This window comes from Streptomyces sp. NPDC051576 (assembly GCF_040681835.1).
Classification (GTDB): domain Bacteria; phylum Actinomycetota; class Actinomycetes; order Streptomycetales; family Streptomycetaceae; genus Streptomyces.
In genome coordinates, this window is record NZ_JBFAZO010000017.1 from 105,411 (window position 1) to 125,018 (window position 19,608).

Consider the following 19,608-nt stretch of genomic DNA (forward strand, 5'->3'; position numbering starts at 1 on the left):
GATGACAGACTGACGGCATGGACGAACGGGTAATCGGCAGGTCGCAGCAGCAGGCATCGGTGGTCGGTCTCGGCACCTGGCAGTTGGGCGCCGACTGGGGAGACGTCGACGACAAGGAAGCCCTCGCGGTGCTGGAGGCGGCCGCGGAGTCCGGCGTGACCTTCTTCGACACGGCCGATGTGTACGGCGACGGACGCAGCGAGCAGACCATCGCCACATTCCTGAGCGGCCGGCCCGATCTGCACGTCCTGGTCGCGACCAAGATGGGCCGCCGCGTCGACCAGATCCCCGAGAACTACGTCCTCGACAACTTCCGCGCGTGGAACGACCGCTCCCGCCGCAACCTCGGCGTCGACCGCATCGACCTGGTGCAACTGCACTGCCCGCCGACGCCGGTGTACTCCTCGGACGAGGTGTTCGACGCCCTCGACACCCTGGTCGCAGAGGAGCGCGTCGCCCGGTACGGCGTCAGCGTCGAGACCTGCGAGGAAGCCCTCACCGCGATCGCCCGGCCGAACGTGACCAGCGTGCAGATCATCCTCAACGCCTTCCGCATGAAGCCCCTGCTCCAGGTGCTCCCGGCCGCCCAGGAGGCGGGCGTCGGCATCATCGCGCGCGTGCCCCTCGCCTCCGGTCTGCTGTCGGGCAAGTACACCAAGGACACGGTCTTCCCCGACAACGACCACCGCACCTACAACCGGCACGGCGAGTCCTTCGACCAGGGCGAGACCTTCTCCGGCGTCGACTACGCGACGGGCGTCGAGGCCGCCGCCGAGTTCTCCGCCCTCGCCCCGGAGGGATTCACCCCGGCCCAGCTCGCCCTGCGCTGGATCATCGACCAGCCCGGTGTGACCACGGTGATCCCCGGCGCCCGCTCACCCGAACAGGCCCGCGCCAACGCGGCCGCCGCAAAGCTGCCCGCCCTGTCCGAGCACACGCTCACCGCGATCCGGGACCTCTACGACCGCCGGATCAAGGACCAGGTGGAGAGCCGCTGGTAGGACCGGCTCCGTTTGAAGGTCATGCGGCGCGGTTACCCGTGCCGCATGACCCAGGTGGAGCGGCGTACGGGGCGCGACGAGACCGCGGAGGAGCGGGCGGACCGGATGTGGGGAGAACTCATCCAGGAGGTCCGCGTCGCGCAGACGGGCGTACAGATCCTGTTCGGCTTCCTGCTCACCGTCGTCTTCACCCCGAAGTACGCCCAGCTGGAGCACGCGAACCAGGTTCTCTACATCGTGACCGTCGTCCTCGGCGCCACCGCCACCGGAGCGCTGATCGGCCCGGTGTCCCTGCACCGCCTGGTCTCCGGCCGGCAGGTGAAACCCCAGGCGGTGCGCTGGGCGTCCCGGATGACCTTCGTCGGCCTCGTCCTGCTGCTCGCCACCATGGCCTCCGCTCTGCTGCTGATCCTCCGGGTCGCCACCCACGACGCCTATGTGCCCTGGCTGGTCGCCGGGGTGGCTACCTGGTACGCGCTGTGCTGGTTCGTAGTGCCGCTGTGGGCGCGGCGGCACGAGCGGACCCGGTGACACCGAGCCGCGCCATCTGCCGGTCGTGGACACGGCCGAGCAGCAGCACCGAGACCGTGGCCCCGATCAGTGCGCAGAACATGTCCCACTGGGTGTCCCAGACATCGCCCTGAGTGGCCAGGAAGGCGTCCGCGCCGTGCCCGCCGATCACGGCCGCCGCCCACTCGAACAGCTCGAAGAGGGCGCTGAACGCGAGACACGCGCACACCGTGAGCGGCGCCAGCCAGCGGCTGCCGCGCAGGGGCGAGGTGCGGGTGAGCACCTCGCGTACCAGGACCGCCGGTACGAAGCCCTGCATCAGGTGGCCGAGACGGTTGTAGGGATTCCGGCTGAGGCCGAACGTGTCCCGGACCCAGTCGCCCACCGGCACCTGCGCGTACGTGTAGTGGCCGCCCACGGCGAGGACCAGCGCGTGCGCCGCTAGCAGACAGCACAGCAGGCCGGTGAGCGGGAAGCGGCGCCAGGTCAGGACGATCACCGGCAGCCCGACGAAGACCCACACGGTCTCCAGGAACCACGTCGTGCGGTCGTGCGGATGCCATGCCGAGACGGCCAGGCCCGCGACCACCAGCGCCACCATGAGGGCGGGCAGCCGGCGCGGCGGCGCGGAAGGAACGACGGACACGATGGGGCTCCCTTGTCGTGGGGAGCCCCATCGTGTCCGAAGGTCCGGGCCGCTACATGAGTACGGCTACTCAGCCGGCGTGGTGGAACCGCGCAGCGCGGTGAGGCAGCTGCCGATGGCCTGCTGGAGTTCCTCCAGACGCTGCACCATGTCGTCCTCGTAGAAGTCCTGGGCGTCGTCGAAGGTCAGCTCCTCGAACGCCTTCGTGGCCTTCTGGAGACTGCTGTAGAACTTCGTCCGCCGCTCCTGGACACGGAGTTCGGGGTCGGCCTCCACCGCCTCGACGACCAGGTTCTTCATCGTGTCGTAGGCCTCGGTGGCCCACTCGCCGGTGTCCTCGCCGTCCTCCAGCTCGTCCAGCAGCGACAGGTGCCGCTCGGCCTCCTGGCGCAGGTCGACGGGCGCGTCGACGGTCTGGCCCGCGGGCGTCTTGATCTGGCCCGACTCGGCGATCTGGCGTACATAGCCGATCCGGTCCGCCGACCGGCTCTCCGTCGCCACCGCCTTCTTCAGGTCGTCGGTGCGCACCACGTCCCGGGCCAGCTCCGACTGCAGCTCCGGGTCCTCGCGGACGCGGTCCAGGAGCGCCTGCCGGGCCGCCCGCGCGGTCGACGGGTCGGCGAGGATCGCGGCACGCAGCGCGGTCGGGTTCTCCGCGACCTCCAGCGCCTTGGTGGGCCGGATGCCCTCGGCCTCGGCGGCCTCGGAGATGGCGGTGCCGCGCTCGGAGGCCGCGCTGGACCGGGAGACGTAGTAGTTCAACCACACGTCGGCGTCCGGCAGTTCGACCTCCTGGCCGGGTGCCAGCTCCTCGAAGTGCGGGACGAGACCGTCGTCCGCGGCCCGGTCCCAGGCCTTGTAGTAGCGCATCACGCGCTCGGGGGAGCAGTCGGCGAGTTCGGCGAACTCCTTCGCGGACACCTTCGGCGTCTCGTCCGCGCTCTGCCCGCCGGGCCGCACGCTGCGCGCCACCTTGAGGCCGAACGCCCAGCCGCCGGTGCGGGCGTAGGCTCCGAACTCGTGCGCGTCCCGGGCGACGAGGCCGGCGTCGTCGAGGGCGGTGAAGGACGTCTCGGCCTGGTCGATCACTACGGTCAAGGCGGACTCTCCTGGGCTGTTGATGAGGCTTGGTGCGAACAGGCAGCCTATATCCACCCATTGCCGCTGGTTTGAGCGCCCGGCCCTCGCGTCGCCGTCAGTCCGCGTCAGTCCGATTCCCGCCGGAAGGTCTTGAAGAAGGTCTGCAGGGCCTGGCGGTTGGCCGCGTCGTTCCACTCGTCGGCGGGCGTCGTCCACCGTAGCGAGAAACTCCGCCCGCCGCCGATCAGGAACCCGCGTCCGACAGTACGCAGCCGGGCGTCGCCGGTTCCGGAGAGCCACTCCAGGTCGGCGGCCTTGTCGCCCTGGAACGTGGTGGCCCTGATGTCGCCGATCTGCTGGAAGCCCTCGGTCTGCCTCAGCCCCGGCAGGACGTCGTCCCGCCACACCGCGACCGGGTCCGGACCCGCCTGGGTGCTGTATGTCACGGCCAGCGTCCGCGGGTCGCCGGAGGCACCGAAGGTCACGCGGTAGGCGGCATCCGACGCCCGCTGGGTCTCCAGCGCCTTCCAGCCCTTGGGGAGCGCGACGGAGAAGCCCTGCGGCGCCTTGAACACCCGGAAGCCGGCCGGCAGCGCCGAGGTGGTGGGGGAGGGGGACGCGGTGACCGAGGGCGAAGCGGACGCGGCGGGGGAGGTGGGCGGCGTGGGCGAGGGCGTGGCGGACGGGCTGGAAGCGTTCCCGTCGACATTCTCGCCGGAGGTGGAGACCGGGGCGGAGGCGGACGGCCGCGGGGAGGGGGCGGTGGCCGCCGAGGACTCGGTGCCGGGCAACTGATGGGTGGCGGCGAGGACGGCGACCGTGACCGTGCCCACCGCGAGGGCGGTCCCGGCGGCCATGCCGCGCCCGCTCCAGGTGGTCCCCGCCCCGCGAAAGGCGTCGTAGGCCCGTCGCAGCCGGGGCAGTTGGACCGGTTCCCGGTCGGCGTACGGGTCGTCGTCGAGGATGCGGGTGAGGGCGTCGCGGACCACCTGGCGGGTCGGCCGCTCACGGGATTCCTTGCGCAGCAGCCCCTGCACGACCTGCGCCAGCGGCCCGGCCCGGGACGGGCCGCGCATCGGGAGCCGGTCCACTCCCTTGAGCGTCGCCTCGGGGCGGCCCCGGTCGCGGAACGGCGGGTGGCCCTCGACCAGGGTGTAGAGGATCGCGCCCAGCGCCCACAGGTCGGCGGCCGGTCCGATGCGCTCGTCGCGGGCCTGTTCGGGGGAGGCGTACGACGGCGCGGTCACGCGCGGGGCGAGGGTGGCGCCGGCGAGGCCGAAGCCGGTGAGGACGACCGTGCCCCGGTCCCGCACGAAGACCTGGCCGGGGCTGAGTTCGCCGTGTGTGATGCCCTCGCTGTGCGCCTCCTCCAGGATGTCGAGCAGTTCGAGTCCTATGCGGGCGGCCCGCACATAGTGGAACGTGCCCTGCTGGGCGAGGAGTTCACCGAGCGGCGTGCCGTCGATCCAGTCGGTGACCGTCCACAGTGTGCCGGCCTCCTCGATCGCGTCGACGACCTGGGCGACCCGGGTGGGACTGAGCAGGACCATGATCTCGGAGGTGCGCAGGATGGCGGCGGTGGTCCGCCGGGAGCTCTCCTCGTCCAGGGCGGCGGGGAGCGTCACCTGTGTGAGGAGGCAGGGGCGTTCGGCGGCCGTGTCCTCGCCGTACCAGGAGACACGGTTCGTCTCCCGGTGCGCGACCTCCATGAGCCGGTATCTGCCGGCGACCAACTCGTGTACGGAGACATGTGTCTCGACCATGGCCATCCCTCGCTGAACCCCTGGCTCTCATTCCTTTCCCAGTGGTACGGAGGGTGTGATGGGGTGGTTCAAAGGAAGCCCAATTACCCGGTGGTTCTTGCCTTTTATTCAATCGCGGCGAGCAGGTGTGCGAAAAAAGGGAGTCGCGAGGGAGGTCCCAGGTCGCCGCTCGTGTCGCGGGGCCGGTGAATTCGCCTCCGGGGCCCGGCGAGCGAAATACCCCCGCCCCGACCTGGTGGTAACCAGCGGTAAACGCAGGCGTGAAGACCGCGAATACGGGCCCCCTTTTGTCGACAACGTAGTCAACGGTCCCGCCGAAGACCCGCTGACGGGAAGTCAGGAGAGCCCGAAGCGGTCCGACCAGTCCGCGACGTCCCCCACCGTAGCGTTGCCCCCGCACACCACGAGACCGAGCCGGGCGCCGTCGCCGACCCGCTCCAGCACCTGCCGTGCCGCCGGCAGCAGACAGCCCGCGGCGGGCTCGGTCCACACCTTGGCGTGCTCGGCGAGGTCGAGACACCCCTGTACGGCGTCCCGGTCGGGGACGGTCAGCACCTCGGTGACGAGGGCCGACACATGGTCGTACGTCAGTTGTGACACGGCCGGCGCGCTCAGCGTGGTCACGATCGACGACGGTACGACCGGCACCGGACCGCCCGCCGTGAGCGCCGCGGACATGGCCTCGGCGCCCTCGGTCTCCACACCCCAGATCCGCACACCGGGGCGGCGGGCGTGCAGGGCGGCGGCGATCCCGGCGATGAGCCCGCCGCCACCGATACTGACGAGGACGTCGGTGAGTTCACCGGCGTCCTCCGCCAACTCCAGCCCCACGGTGCCCTGTCCGGCGATCACCACCGGGTCGTCGAACGGGTGGACCAGGGTCAGCCCCTCGTCCCGCAACCGGTTCACCAGCTCGAACGCGCTCGGCATGTCGTCGGTCAGCCGCAGCGACGCGCCCGCCGCCTCCACCAGTGCGACGGACCGCGCCGGCGCCGAACGCGGCATCACCACCGTCGCCTTGACGTCCAGTGCCGCCGCCATCACCGCGAGCGCGATCCCGTGATTGCCGCCGCTGACCGCCACCACCCCGGCCGCCAACTCGCCCTCACCGAGCGACAGCAGCTTCGCCGTCGCACCGCGGGCCTTGAAGGACCCCGTGCGCTGCAACAACTCGAGCTTCGCCGCGACCGGAACACCGAGCAGCTCCGAGAGCCCGAAGCTCTCCACGGTCGGGGTGCGTACGACGTGTCCGGCGATCCGCTCGGCGGCGGCTTCGATCTCCGAGATGCCGATCAAGGCAGTTCATCCTCCCGGCACGGGGCAAGGTGGTCCGCGCCGTATCCGACCCTGACGCGTCAAGGACGCGCAGGTCAACACGTTTCGGAGTGCACGGCACGGACCATCCGCCCGGACCTCAGTGCTGCTGCGCCTTCTGCGGAGTCTCCTCGCTGGGGCGTACCACGACGAATCCCTCGCCCTGGAGCATGAGTTGGACGGCTTCCCCGGAGCCGCCGCGCAGCATCGACCCGATGGACTGCGAACGGTGCAGCGAGGTCTGGAGGTTGGCCGACCAGCCGACCACCGCGTCCGTGTCGACGTACACCGGGTACTGCGGCGAGACGGGTATCACCAGCGGGTTGCCCTCACAGACCAGGCCGAGCTTGCCCTGCCCGGTGAAGACGCTGTTGAAGAGACCGCCGCCCGCGATGCCGGAGCCCTTCACCGTCCTGATCGCGTACGACAACGAGGCGTCGAAACACAGGACGTTACGGCCGTTGACGGTGAACTCGTCCCCGGGGTCGATCTCGACCACGAAACAGTTCTGCGCCTCGTGCGCGAACCATGCCTCGCCCTGCCCGCGCACCGCCATCAGCGGCAGACCCTCACCGGTGACCGCGCGCTTGAGCATGCCGCCCACGCCCTGGCCCTTGCGCTCGAACTGGAGATTGCCGCGGTAGGCGATCATCGCCCCCTGCCGGGCGAGCATCTCGCCGTTGACCGCGTACCTGATGCACTTGGCATTCTCCACGGTCATGCCCGGCGCGGTGGCCGGCTGCACCATGTGCTCACTGGAAAACAGATCACCCTTCATGCGGGCATCCTGTCCCGGAAGATCTCATTCCGCCAAGATCGTGGCGCGGTCGACCGCGCGGACCGGTCAGGCTCCGAAGAGTTGCGTCCAGTACGTCCCCATCTGCCCGCCGCCCGCGAAGCCGATACCGATGTGGGTGAAGTCCGGCTTGAGGATGTTGGCGCGGTGACCGGGGCTGTTCATCCAGCCCTCCACGACCTCGGCGGGGGAGCGCTGACCGCAGGCGATGTTCTCGCCGATCGTGCGCCTGCGCGAGCCCGCGGCGGCGGCCCGGTCCCAGGGCTGGGAACCGTCGGGCGAGGTGTGCGAGTAGAAGGCGCGCGCCACCATGTCCGTGCTGTGCGCCTGCGCGGCGGCGGCGAGGAGTGGGTCCACGGCCAGCGCGGGCAGTCCGGCCCCGGCCCGCTCCCTGTTCGTCAACTCGACGACGCTCGCCGCCGTTTGAGCCAGGTCGCCCGCGGTGAGCGGCCTGGCCCACAACGCCGTCCAGTAGATGTCGCCGGAGCGGGGGTCGACGGCCTGGGCGAGGCCCGCGTGCGTGAAGTCCCGGTCCAGCAGCGTGCGGCGGGCCTGCTCGGTGCGGAGGCAGTAGTCGACGAACTCCTCGGGGGTGCGCGGACCGGAGACCAGGTGTTCGCCGACGGTGAGATAGGCGTATCCGACGTGGACCACCCGCTGGTACACGGAGGTGCCGTCACGGCTCTCGGCGCTCAGGTTCCCGGCGGCGGCCATGTCGGTGACGTGGGCCTGCGCGGCGGAGGCGAGACGGGCGTCAGGGGACACGGGCGGTGAACCGACGTCGGCGCGGGCGGAGTTGACCACGCTCAGGAAACCGGTGGGGTCGGGTGCCGGGCTCGGTCGGGACGCCGACCGGGGTGCGGGTACGGATGCGGACCCCGATCGTCGCGGGCTGGTGTCGCGGCGGGGTGCGAGTGGCGTCGTGGCGGCACCCCCTGCTCGTGCGACGACACCCGACCCTCGTGACGTCGTAGCGGCGCCGCCGCTTCGCCCGGAGGTTGACGCTTCGGCGGGACCGGGAGTCGCGTCCTCCACGATGTCCACGCCGAAGTCCCGCGCGATGCCCGCGAGTCCGTCGGCGTACCCCTGCCCCAGTGCGCGCAGTTTCCAGCCCGGGCCGCGCCGGTACAGCTCGGCGAGAAGCAGGACCGTCTCCCGCTGCGGGCGCGGCGGGGTGAAGCGGGCGAGGCGCCGGCCGTTCGGGTCGGTGAGGTGGAGAGTGGGTGCCGGGAGGCGGCCCAAGGGGGTGCCGGGGTCGGCGGGGCTGATGACGACCGTGACCCGGGCGGCTCCGGTGCGCAGACGGGCCGGGTCGACGGTCAGGGTGTCTCCCCGCAGACGGGCTCCGGGCGCGGTCGGCTGGTTGTAGAACACGAAGTCCGCGTCGCCGCCGACCTTGCCGCTCTCGTCAGTGATCAGCGCCGACACGTCGAAGGGGCCGGGCACCCGCAAGGTCAGGGCGCCGCCAGGGAGAGGCAGATTGCCGCCCGGCACCAGCTCGTCCATGGCGCTGCCCTCGCTGTTCGTGCCCGGTGGGGGAGTCCGTCCTCCACTCAACGTCCCGCCGATGCGGGAGGGTTCCCGCACGACGTGCTGGGGGCGGGCGAGGCTGCCCGGCCCGCCCCCACCTTCACGCGGACTCAGTCCCGGGCGATCCCGGGAGCGATGTCCTCGTAGGCCATGTGCCGTTCGGTGACGTAGGAGCCCCGGCCGGTTTGCGACGAGCCCTCGATCGCCTTCGTCCGCTTGCCGCAGAACGCCGACTCCAGGGTGCCCGCCATCGTGTTCAGCACCGTGCCGTTGTTGGAGGTGTTGGCCAGCGCGGTGAGGCTGCGCCGGCCGTCCTTCGAGGTGAAGGAGTAGGTGTAGAAACCCTGGACCGCGCCCGTGTGGCCGTACACGGAGATGCCGCAGGACAGATCGCGGCGGCGCAGCCCGAGGCCGTAGCGCGTCGTGCTGTTGACCGGGGTCCAGCGCTCCATCTGCGCGAGCTGTGCGGCGGAGGTGAGCCTGCCGCCGAGCAGTGCGGAGAAGAAGGTGTTCAGGTCGCGGGTGGTGGAGATGACCGCCCCCGCGCTCTGCGCCCAGGACACCGTCTGGTCGGTGGCGTCGACGAGTTCCGCGCCCGCCCGGTCCGGGGTGAGATAGCCGCGGGCGTGCCGGCCCGGGATCTTCGTGTCCGGATGGACGTAGAAGGTGTCGCGCAGCTTGAGCGGCTCGATGATGCGCTTGCGGTACTCGGTCGCGACGGAGTGGCCCGTCAGTTTCTCGATGAGCATCCCGGCGACCACGAAGTTGGTGTTCGAGTACGAGTAGGCGGCGCCGGGCGCGTTGGTGCGCGCGTGCTTCAGGGACAACTGGACCAGTTGCCGGTAGGTGAAGACCTTGTCGCGCACGGCCTCGAAGCCGGAGACCGAGCTGGCGAACATCGAGTTCGTGTAGTCGTAGAGGCCGCTGCGGTGGCTCAGCAGATGCCGCACGGTGATCCGCTTGTCGGGCAGCAGCCCGGGGAGGTAGCGGTCGACCGAGGCGTCCAGGTCCAGTTTGTGGGCGGCGGCCAGTTGGAGCAGGACGACGGCCGAGAACGACTTGGTGACGCTGCCGATGCGGAAGCGGTCGGCGTTGCCGATGGCCCGGCGGGTGGTGCGGTCGTCGATGCCCGCGGCCGCCGTGCGGACAATCCCGTGGTCGTCGATGCGGGCGATCGCCCCGGGCGCGCCCTGGGTGGTGAGTGTGCGCAGCACGGCACGCAGGCCCGCCATGTCGGGGGCGGGGAGCGCGACCGCCGCGCGGTTCTTCGAGTCCGGCTCGTGGGTCGCCGCGTGCGCCGGTACCACCGCGAGCGTCAGCAGTGCCGCCGCCGATGCCGTTGCCCTGCGCGCCGTTCTTGAGACCAGCCAGTCCATCCGGTCCATCCGGTTCTCTCCCGTTCTCTGTATGCGAGATCGGTCACAGTCGCGCGAGGCAACCTTCTCGCATCCCGTCACATCTCCACAGGCGACGCACAGTTGGTCACTCGCTGATCACTGAGCGACGTGGATATGCAAAGTATTGCCGTGAAAGGTGAGGAAACCGCTCATTTCGGCTTTACATGCACATGACGGATCCGCAAGGGTTTCGCCTCGGGGCCCGACCAGCCCCCTGGGTGCGTTCAACAGCGCCCTGTCTCAAGGCGGTTGGTGATCCGGCTGCCTTCGTACGGAGGAGCCCTCATCCATGCGTAGACCCCACATACGCAGCCTGGCGGTCGCCGTCGCGGTGACGACAGCCGCCACGGGCCTGGCCGGAACGGCCTTCGCGGGACCGGAACACGCGGTCGCCTCGACGACCGCCACCACCGCGGCGTCGGTTGTCTCTGCCGCGCGTGCCGCCGCCTTCGCCCACGCGTCCGCGACCGGTGTCACACCGGGCGACGTACTCCGGGCCCAGGACGTGATGATCGACCCCGAGGGTGCCCGCCATGTGCGGTTCATACGCACCCACCAGGGCATGCCGGTCCTCGGCGGCGACCTCGTCGTCCATCTGTCCCACCGGCTGGCCTACACCGGCGTCACCCGGGCGGCCGATCAGAGCGTCGAGCCCGCCGCCACACGCGCCGAACTGACGGCCGCTCAGGCCGAGGCGAAGGCCGCCGCGGTCGCCAAGGGCGAGGCGGGCACCGCCCACCTCGTGGTCGACGCCCGGGACGGGGGAGCCGCCCTCGCCTACCAGGTGCCCGTCAGCGACAGCACCACCGCCGAGGCCGCCGGCACCCGCACGGTCGTCATCGACGCCGTCACCGGCAAGGTCCGCAGCAACACCCCCGACAGCGACGAGTTCCTCTCGCCCAAGCTGCTCGACACCCTGCGCGAGCGCGGCGAGAGCCTCAACCCCGCCACCGGCACTGTCCCGTCGGCGGTGTCGCTCACGTCGGCCGCCGCGGCCCGCGCGGTCCACTACCCCGTCGCCGCCTCGGGCACCGGCACCTCCCTCTTCGTCGGCAAGGTGCCGCTGACCACCACCCGCACGGCACGCACCAGCTACCTCCTCAAGGACCCGACCCGCTGGGGCACCGAGACACGGGACGCCAAGGGGCAGGAACTGGAGAGCTTCGCCCGCGGCAAGGCGTTCACCAGCACCACCAACAAGTGGGGCAACGGCGCTGTATCCCACCGCGACAGCGCCGCCGTGGACGCCCAGTACGGCATCACCGCGACCCTGGACTTCTACAAGAAGACCTTTGGCCGCAAGGGCATAGAGAACAACTCCAAGGCCGCGCGCGGCATGGTCCACTTCGGCGACAAGGTGGCCAACGCGTTCTGGGACTCCACCTGCGACTGCATGCTCTACGGCGACGGCGACGGGGACATGTTCAAGAAGCCGCTCGTCGTCCTCGACGTCACCGGCCATGAACTCACCCACGGTGTCGTGGACGCCACGGCAAAGCTGGAGCCGACCCGCGTCGACGCGGACGGCAACCAGTACGGCGAACCGGGCTCCCTGAACGAGTCCCTCGCGGACATCTTCGGCTCCAACGTCGAGTTCAGCGCCAACAACCCGAAGAACCCGCCGAACTACCTGATCGGCGAGAAGCTCGGCCTCGCCCAGAAGTTCCTGCGCCGCCTCGACCACCCCTCCCTCGACAAGCTCGAAGGCACCATCGACTACTGGTCGCCGCAGACCTACGACGCCGAGGTGCACGCCGGGTCCGGTGTCTCCTCGCACGCCTACTACCTCCTCGCGGAGGGCAGCGGCCGCAAGACCGTCGGTGGCGTCGCGTACGACTCGCCCACCTACGACGGCTCGACGGTTACCGGCATCGGACGCGCCAAGGCCACGGCGATCTTCTACCGCGCGCTCACCCGCTACATGGTGTCCACCACCGACTTCCACGACGCCCGCACCGCGACACTGAAGGCGGCGGCGGACCTCTACGGCGCGAACAGCGCGGCCTACCGGACCGTCGACAAGGCCTGGGCCGCCGTGAACGTCACGGTCGCCAACACCCCCGCCCCCAGGCGCTGATGACCGTCCGGGCGCCCTGCCACGAGCGGGGCGCCCGGCCTCACACCCACTGCTTCTCGACCTCCTCCGACACCGTGAACACGGCCTCGCACGACGGGCAAGTCGCCTTCCCGAAGACGTACGTCAACGCCGTCGCGACCTCCGTCCGCCCCGACTCGACCGCCTCGCCGTGCAGCCGCGCACCGATACCGTGGAGTCCCTCGGGCGCGGCCGGTATCAGCTCCGTCCGCCCCTCCGTGTCCGGCTCCCGGCCCGTCCCGGTCACGTAGTCGCCGGCCGAGGTGAAGACGCCGTACGAGCCGAACGCGACGAACATGCTCTCCTCGCACTCGGGGCACGCGAGGTCGTACTCCTCGCTGTTCACACCCTCCAAGGCCTCGGCCCATATCCCGCCGTCCTCGAAGGCGAGCACGGCCATCTGGAGGTAGACGAAGGTGTGCGCGTCCTGCGTGGGGTCGGCCCGCAACCGGCGTGCCACGTCGAGGAGTTGACTGATCTCGTCCGCATACCGCTCGCGGCTGTCCTCGTCCGGGTCCGTGGCGATCAGGCCGGCCATCGTGACCGCGTGGACCGGCCCGCCCGGTGCCCGGCCCAGTGCGATGTCGACAAGCACGGGCATTGCCGCCCAGCTCGCGTCGTACACCGAACCCTGGTGACACAGCGAACCCCACAACTCCTGCCACACCGCGTCGTCCTCAGTGCCGCCGAGGCGCGCGAAGAGGTCCGGGATGTTCTCGGCGCTGCCGTAGGCGTGGGTCAGCCCGGACCAATTGATCGTCGTCATACGGCGATTGTGCCGCCCGGCACCGACAACGCCCCTTCGACGAATCCTGCTTCTTTTATTGACGGCGGAAAAGAACGCATCTAGGTTCCGGCCATGCGCTCGATCCCCCGTACCGAGTCGTTCCCGGCCCACACGCCGGCCGTCTCACAGGTCTTCACGACCGTTCTGTCCCACGGCCCCCTCACCCGGCTTGAGGTGGCCCGTCGGGCGGGGCTGTCGGCGGCCGCCGTGACCAAGGCGGTCCGGCCGCTCATGGAGGCCGGGTACCTGGCGGAGGGCGCCGACCAGGACGCGCCCCCGGCGCTCGGACGGCCCGCGAACCTCGTACGGGTCGACGGCGGGCGGGCGTTGTTCATCGGGGTCAAGGTGACCGGCGACGAGATCATCGCGGTCCTCACCGACCTGTGCTGCCGTATCCGCGTCGCCCGCCATGTGCCGCTGACCGACCACGACCCCAAGGCGGTGCTGGCCTCCATCGCGGACCTGGCCCAGGAACTCCGCACCCAGGCCGACGAGTTCGGCGTACAGGTGCTCGGCCTGGGGCTCGCGGTCTCCGGTGACGTGGACCGCGGCGAAGGGGTCGTCCGCTACTCGCCGTTCCTGGAGTGGCATGACGTACGCCTCGCCGAACTGGCCGCCATGACCACCGGGTTGCCGGTCACCGTCGACAACGACGTACGGGCGCTCACCGTCGCCGAGCAGTGGTTCGGCGCCGGCGCGGGTCTCACCGACTTCGCCGTGGTGACCGTCGGCGCGGGTATCGGCTGCGGACTGGTCGTGCACGGCCAGGTCGTCGCCGGCGCCCATGGGGTGGCGGGCGAGATCGGCCATGTGGTCGTCGACCCCGCCGGGCCCCGCTGCCACTGCGGCAACCGCGGCTGCGTCGAGGCGATCGCCGGGGACGCCGCGATCGTCGCCCGCGTCCGGGAGGTGACGGGCGTGCAGGTCGCCGACACCTCGGAGGCCGTGGCCCTCGCCCACCGGGGCGACGCCGGAGCGCGCGAGGTGTACGCGCGCGCCGGCGAGGCGATCGGCCGCGGCATCGCCACCGTGGCCAACCTGCTCGGCCCCGAGCGCGTGATCATCTCCGGCGAGGGCCTCGCCGCCTACGACCTGTTCGCCGAACAGATCCGCGACTCCTTCGCCGCGGCCGCCTTCGGCTCCGCCGCCCGGTGCGACGTGCACACCCGCCCCCTGCCCTTCGACGAATGGGCGCGCGGGGCCGCCGCCACCGCGATCCAGTCCTTCATCCGAGCCGCCGACTAGCCCGACAGATCACTCTCCGCACCCGCACAAGGAGCCGATGATGTCTTCCCGTACGTCCTTCCGCGCCCTGAGATCCATGGTCGTCCTGGCTCTCACCGCGGGCTTCGCCACGACCGTCCCCGCGGCCGCGCAGGCGGACCCCCCCGCGCCGGTCGCCGCCAAGCCCTATATGGGCTGGTCGAGTTGGAGCATGCAGTCGTCCAAGTACCCCGGCCTCAATCCGGACGGCGACTACAGCTACCTCACCGAGGCGAACGTCGCCAAGCAGACCGACGCCCTCGCCGGCAAGCTGAAGAAGTACGGCTACGACTACCTCAACATCGACGCCGGCTGGTGGATGGACAAGACCTGGAAGTCCGGATACGACCAGTACGGACGCCAGAAGGCCGACCCGGTCCGCTTCCCCAGCGGCATGAAGGCCGTCGCCGATCGCATCCACTCCAAGGGCCTCAAGGCCGGCATCTACCTTCCCGCCGGCCTGGAGAAGGGGGCCTACGGCGACGGCAAGACACCCATCTGGAACGCCGACGGCTGCACCACCGCCGACATCGTCTACAGCGACCTGCGCACCACCAACGGCTGGGACAGCGCGTACAAGATCGACTTCTCCAGGCCCTGCGCCCAGAAGTACATCGACTCTCAGGCCCAGTTGATCGCCGGCTGGGGTTACGACTTCCTCAAGCTGGACGGTGTCGGTCCCGGCTCCGGAAAGAGCGGCGACCAATACGACAACGTTGCCGATGTGGCCGCCTGGAACAAGGCCATCACCGCCACCGGACGCCCCATCCACCTGGAAGTCTCCTGGTCACTGGATTACGGACACGCGGCCGACTGGCAGAAGTACTCCAACGGCTGGCGCATCGACACCGACGTCGAGTGCTACTGCAACACCCTTGTCACCTGGGAGAACTCGGTCGACGACCGCTGGGACGACACCCCCGCCTGGACCGACAAGGCGGGCCCCGGCGGCTGGAACGACCTCGACTCCCTCGACGTCGGCAACGGCGCGATGGACGGCCTGACCAAGGCGGAACGGCAGAGCTACGCCACCCTCTGGGCCGTCGCCAAGTCCCCGCTCTTCACCGGTGACGACCTGACCCGCCTCGACGACTACGGCCTCTCCCTGCTGACCAACCGCGAGGTCATCGCCGTCGACCAGAGCGACGCGCCGCCCGCCCGTCCGATCACCCCGTCCGACTCCCAGCAGGTCTGGGCCGCGAAGAACCCCGACGGCACCTACACCGTGGCGCTGTTCAACCTCGCCGACTCTCCCGCCGCCGTCTCCGCGAACTGGACGGCCCTCGGCTTCACCGGCAAGGCCGCCGTCCGCGACCTCTGGAACCACGAGGACCTGGGCACCTACACCAACAAGGTCACCCAGGCCCTGCCCGCCCACGGCTCCCGCCTCTTCACCGTCACCCCGCACGGCAGCGCCGTCACCGCGACCGCCTACGAGGCCGAGGCCACCACCAACACCCTCAGCGGCAACGCCGTCGTCGCCGACTGCTCGGCCTGCTCCGGCGGCCACAAGGTCGGCAACCTCTACGTCGGCGGCAAGCTCACCATCAACAACGTCGTCGTCGCCAAGGCCGGCACCTACCAGGTGAAGATCGCCTACGTCAGCGGTGATGCCCGCTCGGCCGCCGTCTCCTCGAACGGCAACGGCGCCACCAGCCACAAGTTCCCGTCCACCGGCGACTGGGGGACCGTCGGGACGGTCAGCGTGCCACTGACCCTCAAGGCGGGCGCCAACACCATCACCTTCGACAGCGGTTCGGGCTACGCGCCGGACATCGACCGGATCGACGTACCCAAGTCCTCCTCCTGAGCCGACCCTTTCGGAGCCCCGCCATGTCCAGTGCACCGTCCGCCCTGCCCAGACGTAACCTGCTCGCCCTCGCCGCGGCCACCGGCGCCCTCGCCGGCCTGCCCGCCTTCACCGCCTCCGCCGCACCGCAGCGGCCGGCCAACACCTCGTACAGCAGCGGCACTTCACGCCACACCCTGTGGTGGCAGGCCCCCGCCGCCGACACCTCGATGATCGAACAGGGCCTCCCCGTCGGCAACGGCCGGCTCGGCGCCCTCGCGAGCAACGACCCCGGCCACGAGGTCCTCCTCGTCACCGACGCCACCATGTGGACCGGGGGCCTCAACGACACGCTCGACTCGGACGGCCAATTCCCCTACGGCCGCGACGACTTCGGCTCCCTCACCCTGCTCGCCCGGCTCACCGTCGACATCCCCGACCACGACCTCGGCGCGGTCTCCGGCTACCGCCGCACCCTCGACCTCGAACAGGGCGTGGTGAGCGCCTCGTACGTCCGCTCCGGAGTGACGTACGAGCGGCGGCTCTTCGCCAGCCGCCCCGACGACGTGATCGTCCTGCACCTCACCCAGAGCGGCGGCGGACGCTACACCGGCACCGTCGACCTCGCGGGCACCCACGGCGAAACGATCGATGACGCCCGCTCGTTCGGCGCCACCCTCGGCAACGGCCTGCGCTACGGCGCCGCCGTCACCGCGTACGGCACCGGCGGCAGCGTCACGGTGACCGGCTCCCGCGTCGCCTTCTCCGGCTGCAAGGACGTCACCGTCCTGCTCAGCGGCGGCACCAACTACGCGCCCAACTCGGCGGCCCACTACCGCGATCCGTCCCTCGACCCGCGGAAGCTGGCCCGCACCAAGGTCGCCGCGGCCGCCCGGCACTCGGCGGACACCCTGCTGCGCACCCATGCCGCCGACCACGGCGCGCTGTTCGGGCAGTTGGACATCTCGCTCGGCACGTCCTCCGCCGACCAGCGCGCCCTGGACACCTGGGAGCGCATCCAGGCCCGCGCCCGGGATGGCGCGCCCGACCCCGAACTCGAAGCCGCCTACCTCCAGTTCGGCCGGTATCTGATGATCGCCGGCTCCCGGAACAGTCTCCCGATGGGCCTTCAGGGGAACTGGCTCGACGGCAACGACCCCGACTGGATGGGCGACTACCACACCGACATCAACATCCAGATGAACTACTGGATGGCCGACCGCGCCGGACTCTCCCAGTGCTTCGACGCGTTCACCGACTACTGCGTCGCCCAGTTCCCGTCCTGGACCGACCTCACCCGCAGGCTCTTCAACGACTCCCGCAACCGCTTCCGCAACTCCAGCGGCAAGAACGCCGGTTGGACCGTCGCCTTCTCCACCAACCCGTACGGCGGCTCCGGTTGGTGGTGGCATCCGGCGAGCAACGCCTGGCTGTGCAACAGCCTCTGGGAGCACTACGAGTTCACGCGGTCGCGATCCCACCTGGAGAAGATCTACCCGCTCCTCAAGGGTGCCTGCGAGTTCTGGGAGGCTCGGCTGCTGACCATCACCCTCCCGGGCACCTCCCGCGAGGTACTGGTCGACGACAGCGACTGGTCGCCGGAGCAGGGTCCGCAGGACGCCAAGGGCATCACCTACGCCCAGGAACAGGTGTGGACGCTGTTCGGCAACTACTGCGCGGCGGCGGCCGAACTGAAGGGGGACAAGGAGTACGCGGCGACGATCGCCGAACTCCGCAAGCGGTTGTATCTCCCGCAGGTGAGCCCGAAGTCCGGTTGGCTGGAGGAGTGGATGTCCGAGGACAACCTCGGTGAGACCACGCACCGGCACCTCTCGCCGCTCATCAACCTGTTCCCCGGCGACCGCATCCGCCCCGACGGCTCCACCCCGAAGGACATCGTCGCCGGCGCCACCGCCCTGCTCACCGCCCGCGGCATGGAGAGCTTCGGCTGGGCCAACGCCTGGCGCAGCCTGTGCTGGGCGCGGCTCAAGAACGCCGACAACGCCTACCAGCTGGTCGTCAACAACCTCCGCCCGTCCTCCGGCGGCAGCAACGGCACCGCCTTCAACCTCTTCGACATCTACCAGACCGAGCCGGGCCGCGGCATCTTCCAGATCGAGGCCAACTTCGGCACCCCCGCCGCGATCATCGAGATGCTGCTCTACTCCCGCCCGGGACATCTGGAAGTGCTCCCCGCCCTCCCCGACGCCTGGGCCGAGTCCGGCTCCGTGACGGGTGTCGGCGCACGCGGCGGCTTCGTCGTCGACCTCCACTGGCGGAACGGGAAACCGACCGAGGTGAAGCTCCGCAGCATCGGCGGCCGGACCACGACGGTCGCCTTCGGCACCACCAGCCGGACGGTGAGCCTGTCACCCGGCGCGTCCGTCACACTGCGGGACCTGGCCCGGTGACGGCCCGACGGGCACGACTGCGCCACGCGGTGGCACTGCTCCTGCTGGCCGCAGCCTTCCAGGCCGGGCCCGCACAGGCGCAGCCGCAGGCACAGGCACCGGCGAAGCCCTCGAACGCCACGAAGGACGTCATCACCTGGGGAGCCAGCGCCGACCACCTCGGTGACGGTGTCGCCGACCGCGGCTACCGCCTGGTCGTGCACACCAGCGTCGGCGGCGGCGATCTGCGCATCCGGCTCTCCAACGCCTTCGGCGACCGGCCGGTGACCTTCGACGACGTCTACGCGGGCGTCCAGCAGACCGGCGCCGCACTGGTGCCCGGCTCCAACCGCCCGCTCACCTTCGACGGCGCCCGATCCGTCACCATCCCCGCCGGCGCGGTCGCCTACAGCGACCCGCTGTCCGGCAGGCTGCCCGCCGCGACCAACCTGGTGGTCAGCATCCACAGCCCGGACGCGGCGGGCCCGGCCACCGGCCACGGCATGGCCATGCAGACGTCGTACGCCACCCAGGGCGACCACACCGCCGAGGAGGGCGCCGCCGCCTGGACCGACACCACCGGCTCCTGGTACTACCTCGACGCCGTCTCCGTACGGCCGAGCGCGGGCACCGGCGCCGTGGTCGCACTCGGCGACTCCATCACCGACGGCTGGGCCTCCACCACGGACGAGAACCGGCGCTGGCCGGACTACCTGGCCCGACGGCTCCAGAGCGCCCACACCACGGTCAAGGGAGTGGCCAACGAAGGGATCTCGGGCAACAAGGTCCTCGCCGACGGCGCCGGGCAGAGCGCCCTCAACCGGCTCCAGCGGGACGTCCTGTCCCAGCCCGGCGTCCGCACGGTGTTCTTCTTCGAGGGCGTCAACGACATCAAGTCCCACAGCGGTGTCACCGCCCAGGACATGATCGCCGGCTACCGCGAGGTGATCGCGCGGGCGCACGCGGCCGGGAAGTGTGTCGTCGGCGCCACCGTAGGACCGTTCGAGGGCTGGTCCGAATGGGACCCGGCCGCCGAGGCCGTACGACAGGAGGTCAATCAATTCATCCGGGACAGCGGGGAGTTCGACGCCGTCACCGACTTCGACCACATCCTCCGCAGCCCCTACGACCACGAGAGGATCCTCCCCTTCTTCGACGGCGGCGACCATCTGCACCCCAACGACAAAGGGATGGCGGCCATGGCCGACGCCGTCGACCTGAAGAGTCTCGACTGCGCGAAGTGATCC

General features: G+C 70.5%; 15 protein-coding genes. 7 read left to right on the top strand and 8 right to left on the bottom strand.

Annotated features, from left to right (window positions below):
- Positions 1-17: 17 nt before the first annotated feature.
- Complete coding sequence (locus AB0M63_RS41600) at positions 18-1,001, top strand: aldo/keto reductase (protein WP_355902469.1); 984 nt, start codon at positions 18-20, stop codon at positions 999-1,001.
- Positions 1,002-1,046: 45 nt separating this feature from the next.
- Positions 1,047-1,532 carry a DUF6328 family protein gene (locus tag AB0M63_RS41605; protein WP_355902467.1) on the top strand — a complete coding sequence of 162 codons (486 nt, stop codon included), beginning with the start codon at positions 1,047-1,049 and terminating at the stop codon, positions 1,530-1,532.
- Here AB0M63_RS41605 and AB0M63_RS41610 read toward each other — a convergent pair.
- The 7 genes from AB0M63_RS41610 to AB0M63_RS41640 all read right to left on the bottom strand — a co-directional run bounded on the left by AB0M63_RS41610 (position 1,465) and on the right by AB0M63_RS41640 (position 10,016).
- Positions 1,465-2,112 carry a DUF2238 domain-containing protein gene (locus tag AB0M63_RS41610; RefSeq protein WP_366023071.1) on the bottom strand — a complete coding sequence of 216 codons (648 nt, stop codon included), beginning with the start codon at positions 2,110-2,112 and terminating at the stop codon, positions 1,465-1,467. The two genes, AB0M63_RS41605 and AB0M63_RS41610, sit on opposite strands and share 68 nt — an antisense overlap.
- A 111-nt stretch (positions 2,113-2,223) precedes the next feature.
- A complete protein-coding gene (locus AB0M63_RS41615) occupies positions 2,224-3,255 on the bottom strand; it encodes a hypothetical protein (protein ID WP_366023038.1) in 1,032 nt (343 codons plus the stop codon).
- A 107-nt stretch (positions 3,256-3,362) separates the two neighbouring features.
- A complete protein-coding gene (locus AB0M63_RS41620) occupies positions 3,363-5,006 on the bottom strand; it encodes a serine/threonine-protein kinase (RefSeq protein WP_366023039.1) in 1,644 nt (547 codons plus the stop codon).
- Positions 5,007-5,336: 330 nt separating this feature from the next.
- Complete coding sequence (locus tag AB0M63_RS41625) at positions 5,337-6,296, bottom strand: threonine/serine dehydratase (RefSeq protein WP_366023040.1); 960 nt, start codon at positions 6,294-6,296, stop codon at positions 5,337-5,339.
- 118 nt (positions 6,297-6,414) lie between these two features.
- Positions 6,415-7,092 carry an AIM24 family protein gene (locus AB0M63_RS41630; protein WP_355902461.1) on the bottom strand — a complete coding sequence of 226 codons (678 nt, stop codon included), beginning with the start codon at positions 7,090-7,092 and terminating at the stop codon, positions 6,415-6,417.
- A gap of 66 nt (positions 7,093-7,158) precedes the next feature.
- Positions 7,159-8,616 (bottom strand): CAP domain-containing protein, encoded by a 1,458-nt coding sequence (locus AB0M63_RS41635; protein WP_366023041.1) that lies wholly within the window; start codon positions 8,614-8,616, stop codon positions 7,159-7,161.
- A 134-nt stretch (positions 8,617-8,750) separates the two neighbouring features.
- Positions 8,751-10,016 carry a serine hydrolase domain-containing protein gene (locus AB0M63_RS41640; protein ID WP_366023072.1) on the bottom strand — a complete coding sequence of 422 codons (1,266 nt, stop codon included), beginning with the start codon at positions 10,014-10,016 and terminating at the stop codon, positions 8,751-8,753.
- Between the two features lie 310 nt (positions 10,017-10,326).
- Between AB0M63_RS41640 and AB0M63_RS41645 the strand changes: the two genes are divergently transcribed.
- Positions 10,327-12,114, top strand: coding sequence for a M4 family metallopeptidase (locus AB0M63_RS41645; RefSeq protein ID WP_366023042.1), 1,788 nt, complete (start codon positions 10,327-10,329; stop codon positions 12,112-12,114).
- Positions 12,115-12,154: 40 nt separating this feature from the next.
- On the opposite strand, the gene AB0M63_RS41650 is transcribed toward AB0M63_RS41645, so the two are convergent.
- Complete coding sequence (locus AB0M63_RS41650) at positions 12,155-12,898, bottom strand: hypothetical protein (protein WP_366023043.1); 744 nt, start codon at positions 12,896-12,898, stop codon at positions 12,155-12,157.
- A gap of 93 nt (positions 12,899-12,991) precedes the next feature.
- Between AB0M63_RS41650 and AB0M63_RS41655 the strand changes: the two genes are divergently transcribed.
- Genes AB0M63_RS41655 through AB0M63_RS41670 form a run of 4 tightly spaced genes read left to right on the top strand, consistent with a single transcriptional unit; the run spans position 12,992 to position 19,605 of the window.
- On the top strand, positions 12,992-14,164 hold the full coding sequence (locus tag AB0M63_RS41655; RefSeq protein WP_355902453.1) for an ROK family transcriptional regulator: 1,173 nt from the start codon (positions 12,992-12,994) through the stop codon (positions 14,162-14,164).
- A gap of 40 nt (positions 14,165-14,204) precedes the next feature.
- Positions 14,205-15,992, top strand: a complete 1,788-nt coding sequence (locus tag AB0M63_RS41660; protein ID WP_366023044.1) for a CBM35 domain-containing protein — start codon at positions 14,205-14,207, stop codon at positions 15,990-15,992.
- A 23-nt stretch (positions 15,993-16,015) separates the two neighbouring features.
- On the top strand, positions 16,016-18,382 hold the full coding sequence (locus AB0M63_RS41665; protein WP_366023045.1) for a glycoside hydrolase N-terminal domain-containing protein: 2,367 nt from the start codon (positions 16,016-16,018) through the stop codon (positions 18,380-18,382).
- Positions 18,379-19,605 carry an SGNH/GDSL hydrolase family protein gene (locus AB0M63_RS41670; RefSeq protein WP_366023046.1) on the top strand — a complete coding sequence of 409 codons (1,227 nt, stop codon included), beginning with the start codon at positions 18,379-18,381 and terminating at the stop codon, positions 19,603-19,605. Before AB0M63_RS41665 ends, AB0M63_RS41670 begins: the two co-directional genes overlap by 4 nt.
- The last annotated feature ends 3 nt before the right edge of the window (positions 19,606-19,608 follow it).

Bases quoted from the DNA above. Each gene is read 5' to 3' on its own strand.
- AB0M63_RS41620 (WP_366023039.1), bottom strand. From the start codon at position 5,006: ATGGCCATGGTCGAGACACATGTCTCCGTACACGAGTTGGTCGCCGGC.
- AB0M63_RS41630 (WP_355902461.1), bottom strand. From the start codon at position 7,092: ATGAAGGGTGATCTGTTTTCCAGTGAGCACATGGTGCAGCCGGCCACC.
- AB0M63_RS41665 (WP_366023045.1), top strand. From the start codon at position 16,016: ATGTCCAGTGCACCGTCCGCCCTGCCCAGACGTAACCTGCTCGCCCTC.
- AB0M63_RS41650 (WP_366023043.1), bottom strand. From the start codon at position 12,898: ATGACGACGATCAATTGGTCCGGGCTGACCCACGCCTACGGCAGCGCC.
- AB0M63_RS41640 (WP_366023072.1), bottom strand. From the start codon at position 10,016: ATGGACTGGCTGGTCTCAAGAACGGCGCGCAGGGCAACGGCATCGGCG.
- AB0M63_RS41610 (WP_366023071.1), bottom strand. From the start codon at position 2,112: ATGGTGGCGCTGGTGGTCGCGGGCCTGGCCGTCTCGGCATGGCATCCG.
- AB0M63_RS41600 (WP_355902469.1), top strand. From the start codon at position 18: ATGGACGAACGGGTAATCGGCAGGTCGCAGCAGCAGGCATCGGTGGTC.
- AB0M63_RS41660 (WP_366023044.1), top strand. From the start codon at position 14,205: ATGTCTTCCCGTACGTCCTTCCGCGCCCTGAGATCCATGGTCGTCCTG.
- AB0M63_RS41635 (WP_366023041.1), bottom strand. From the start codon at position 8,616: ATGGACGAGCTGGTGCCGGGCGGCAATCTGCCTCTCCCTGGCGGCGCC.
- AB0M63_RS41605 (WP_355902467.1), top strand. From the start codon at position 1,047: ATGACCCAGGTGGAGCGGCGTACGGGGCGCGACGAGACCGCGGAGGAG.
- AB0M63_RS41645 (WP_366023042.1), top strand. From the start codon at position 10,327: ATGCGTAGACCCCACATACGCAGCCTGGCGGTCGCCGTCGCGGTGACG.
- AB0M63_RS41655 (WP_355902453.1), top strand. From the start codon at position 12,992: ATGCGCTCGATCCCCCGTACCGAGTCGTTCCCGGCCCACACGCCGGCC.